General features: G+C 64.7%; 4 protein-coding genes and 1 pseudogene. 4 read left to right on the top strand and 1 reads right to left on the bottom strand.

The genetic code is table 11. The features are described 5' to 3' along the window. On the bottom strand, nucleotides 1-345 hold a 345-nt coding region (locus JMF90_RS28710; protein ID WP_201325735.1), incomplete at its 3' end, for a LysR family transcriptional regulator. Between the two features lie 132 nt (nucleotides 346-477). Here JMF90_RS28710 and JMF90_RS28705 point away from each other — a divergent pair. The 4 genes and pseudogenes from JMF90_RS28705 to JMF90_RS28690 all read left to right on the top strand — a co-directional run. Further along, entirely contained in the window at nucleotides 478-1,458 is a 981-nt protein-coding gene (locus JMF90_RS28705; RefSeq protein ID WP_011547157.1) for a hypothetical protein, read from the top strand. A 29-nt stretch (nucleotides 1,459-1,487) separates the two neighbouring features. Next, nucleotides 1,488-2,474 (top strand): 2OG-Fe(II) oxygenase family protein, encoded by a 987-nt coding sequence (locus tag JMF90_RS28700; RefSeq protein ID WP_011547158.1) that lies wholly within the window; start codon nucleotides 1,488-1,490, stop codon nucleotides 2,472-2,474. A gap of 13 nt (nucleotides 2,475-2,487) precedes the next feature. Continuing rightward, the gene (locus tag JMF90_RS28695; protein ID WP_011547159.1) at nucleotides 2,488-3,411 is read left to right on the top strand and encodes a DMT family transporter; all 924 of its coding nucleotides are present in this window, start codon (nucleotides 2,488-2,490) and stop codon (nucleotides 3,409-3,411) included. Between the two features lie 65 nt (nucleotides 3,412-3,476). Further along, nucleotides 3,477-3,650 (top strand): annotated as a pseudogene (locus JMF90_RS28690) (glyoxalase); the annotation flags it as partial.

Genomic DNA, 3,650 nt, shown 5'->3' with positions numbered 1-3,650 from the left:
GAAGCGCGGCAGGAACTCCGCCATGAAATGCGCCGCGTAGGAATCGGGGATGCCGAGCCGCAGCTTGCCGGTCAGCATCTGCGGCGACAGCGATTCGACGAGCCGGTCGTGGCTCAACAGAAACTCGGTGGTGTCGCTCAGCAGCTTGTGGCCGAACTGCGTGAGTTCGACCGCCTGGTTGTTTCGCGTAAACAGCCGCTGCGCGACCATCTCTTCCAGCTTCTGAATCTGCGCGGTGACGGACGACGGGCTGCGGTTCACATGAACGGCCGCATCCTTGAAGCGGCCGAGCTTCGCGACGGCGTGGAAGGTACGCAGCAGGTCGACGTCCAGGGTACGCGGCATGATTTTGTTTTTCAGAATCAGTGATTCAGGTAATGTCGATTGACGGAATTATTGGGCATCCCTATTCTCGGGTCAACAGGCAGACAACGGCAGGCAGCCGGTCGGGCGTTGCACGCATCCGGGGAACGATTCATGTCGATCAATGATTTTGTCGTAGATGCATTGGTGCGGGACAGGAAGCTGAAGGCGGAGTCGGTATGGACGGTCGAGAATCACGAAAAATATTCGACGTTGCATCGCACTGGCGATGACGCGCGGCGACGGGAAGCGGGGCGCGAAGTCTTTGCGCTGATGCGCAACCTGAACGAACTGGGCGTGCGAAGCCCGGCGCTGTGCGCGGATCGCGACGGCAAGGGTTCGTTGCGCGAAGCGATCGGCGCATTGAGCGAGCGGCTCGCGACGTTGTCGCGCGGCCGCCATGTCCATTACATCGAGCTGGGGCCCGAGCCGGTCAAGACGACCGAGCTGATGAAAGCGGTCAGCGGCGGCGGGCCGGATCATCTGCGTTACACGGCCGTCGACATCAACGAGTCGTCGGAAGACGCGATGCGGCACGCGATCATGCCGTTCCTGAAAACGCCCGGCTGTTTCAACTACATCGCCGACGATTACCGGAACGTGCAGTGGAACCATATCGACCTGGGCCAGGACGTGACGTTCATCACGATGCTCGGGTTCCAGGAAGGCAACGAGTTGCCGGTGACGATCGGCCGGCTGATTCGCAATCTCGGCGGCAAGTCGACTTACGTCGTGTCGGAGATGCAGTTGCTCGTGGAAGGGCGCGAAGAGCCCATCTACGACTTCTACCAGAACGAGAACATGGTGCGGTTCTCCGAAATCGTCAGCCGGCAGCAGGGCTTCGAGCCGCTCGGCAAGCACCATGTCTCGATCGTGCGGCTCAATCTGCTCGGCGACCAGTTCCATGTGGCGGTCACGCTGCAGCCGGTGTCGAAAGCGGGGGCCGACGGGCATCTGATCACCAATGTCTGCCTGAAATACACGCCGGAGCAATTCCGCCACGTCCGCCTGAGCCACGGCAATTGCCGCGTGATCGACGAATTGCATAGCGGGGACGGCAGCGTCGTGTACCAGATTGCGCAGTACAAGGGCTGAATGGCGAAACGTCGACAGCGAGGCACGCGATGAACAAGGGACATGCATTGCCGGTATTTGCGCGCGGGTTCGGCCGGGTGACGCTGGCGCTGCGGACGTCGCTGTCCGTCGGCGCGAACGTCGGCGGCACGCTCGACGCATCGACGGAACCGATGCGCTGGAGCGGCGCGTGCCTGCGCGACGGCTACGAGGTGCGCTACCGCCGCAACCTCGACGATCTCGGTTATCGCGACGTGCCGATGCGCGGCACGCGCTCGGATGCGCTGAATGCGGTGTGTCACCTGCGCCGGTTGTTTTCCGACGAAGCGGTCGACGCGCTGCGCGAGATCGGCCGCGCGCTGGAACGCAGCGCGTCGAGCAGCAACTGGATCATCTCGAAGCGCGTGCGTGCGGTGACGAACCGCTCGCGCTTCATCGACGACATGATGCACGATCGCGCGTTCCTGCTGCGGGTGTCGCGCCTCGCCGGTGTGCCGTTGATCCCGTATCCGATGGCCAACGCGCGCTCGCAGTTCAACTACTACTATCCGACGGATCAGCGCGACGGCAAGGCGCAACTCGGCATGTGGCACACCGACGGCACCAGCTTCGTGCTGAACATCGTGCTGTCGGATCGCGCCGATTACGCCGGCGGCAACTTTCTGTTCTACGAATCGAGGGCGGAGACGTTCGATCGCCACGATCCCGAGCGCCGGCACGTGAGGACCGCGAACCTGGACCACGCGGGCGATGCGCTGCTGATCTACGGCAGCAAGCTCTTTCATGGCGTCGAACCGGTCGAGGCCGGGCGTCGCATGTCGCTGGTGCTGTCGTTTCATTGCCCCTACACACGCGAGGACGACAACGGGTTCTGGCATCTCGCGTCGGACGACGGCATTGCGCGCACCGCCGTGAACTGGCTGGCGCTGCGGCGTGCCCTCAGGGACGACGCCGAGCTGCAGTACCGCCGCCTGGGGCTCGAACCGATCCGGCCGGACGATCTGGGCGACCAGCGCCTGGCTTCGGCCACTTTCTGAGAACCGTCGCGCCATGCAGCTCTTCCTGCTTCAACTCGTTTTCGTCCTGTCGTGGAGTTCCGGATTCATCGGCGCCAAGCTCGGCGCGGAGACGGCCGGTGCGTTCAACCTGCTGTTCTGGCGGTTCCTGCTCGTCACGCTGTGCCTCGCGATCGTCCTCAATCGGCAGCTCGGGCGCCTGACGCTCGAGAAAATCTGCTATCACGCGGTGATCGGTTTCCTGTCGCAATTCCTCTATCTGGCCTGCGTGTACGTCGCGATCCAGCACGGCCTGCCGCCGGGCATCGCCGCGATCGTCGCGGCGTTGCAGCCGCTCATCACGGCGGCGATGACGTCGTTCGGCGGCAGCGAGCGCAGCGGGGCGCGCCAGTGGGCCGGGCTCGTCGTCGGGTTCGTCGGCGTGGGCATCGTGATCGGCGGCCAATATGCGCTGCCGGCCGGGTCGGTCGGGATCGTCATGTACCTGCTGCCGCTGGTGTCCGCGTTCGGGCTGTCGATCGCGACGATCTATCAGCGCCGCCGCGCGCTGACGGCCGCGCGCAGCAACGAGGACGGGCTGTTCCTGCCGCTGTTCGTGCAGGGTGGCGTGAGCCTCGTGCTGTTCGCGGCGTGCGGGATCGTCACCGGCGACCTGCACGTGCCGACGCAGCCGAACGTGTGGGTGTCGGTCGTGTGGCTGACGGTGTTCTCGACCTTCATCGCTTACCTGTCGCTGTGGGCGCTGCTCAAGCGCATGCCGGCGACGCGCGTGGCGACGCTCGTCTATCTCGAACCGCCGGTGACGCTGCTGTGGGCCGCGTGGATGTTCGGCGACCGGATCGCGGTGACGACCTACGTCGGCATCGTCGTGGTCGCGGTCGGCGTCTGGCTGGCCGGCAAGCCCGGTGCGCGGCCCGCGCGGCCGCGCTGCGCGGACCTGGAGACGGCCGGCCGCTGACGCACTGGTTGCGCGCGCGATTCCGGTGTAGCTTCGCGAGACTGCCCGACTCGTGAAGGAACCCGATGAAAGTCAAACGGATCGTCGCCAACGTCGACACGCGCTCGATCGACGATGCAAAGCGCTTCTATCAACGGATCTTCGGTCTCGACCTGCTGATGGACCACGGCTGGATCGCGACCTACGGCAACGCCGAGCAGATGGACGTGCAGATCAGCTTTGCGTCGCACGGCGGATCG

The organism is Burkholderia sp. E168m23 (assembly GCF_016586125.1).
Classification (GTDB): Bacteria; Pseudomonadota; Gammaproteobacteria; order Burkholderiales; family Burkholderiaceae; genus Burkholderia; species Burkholderia orbicola.
Note: the sequence above shows the minus strand (reverse complement) of the source record. Positions and strands in the feature narration are given on the sequence as shown.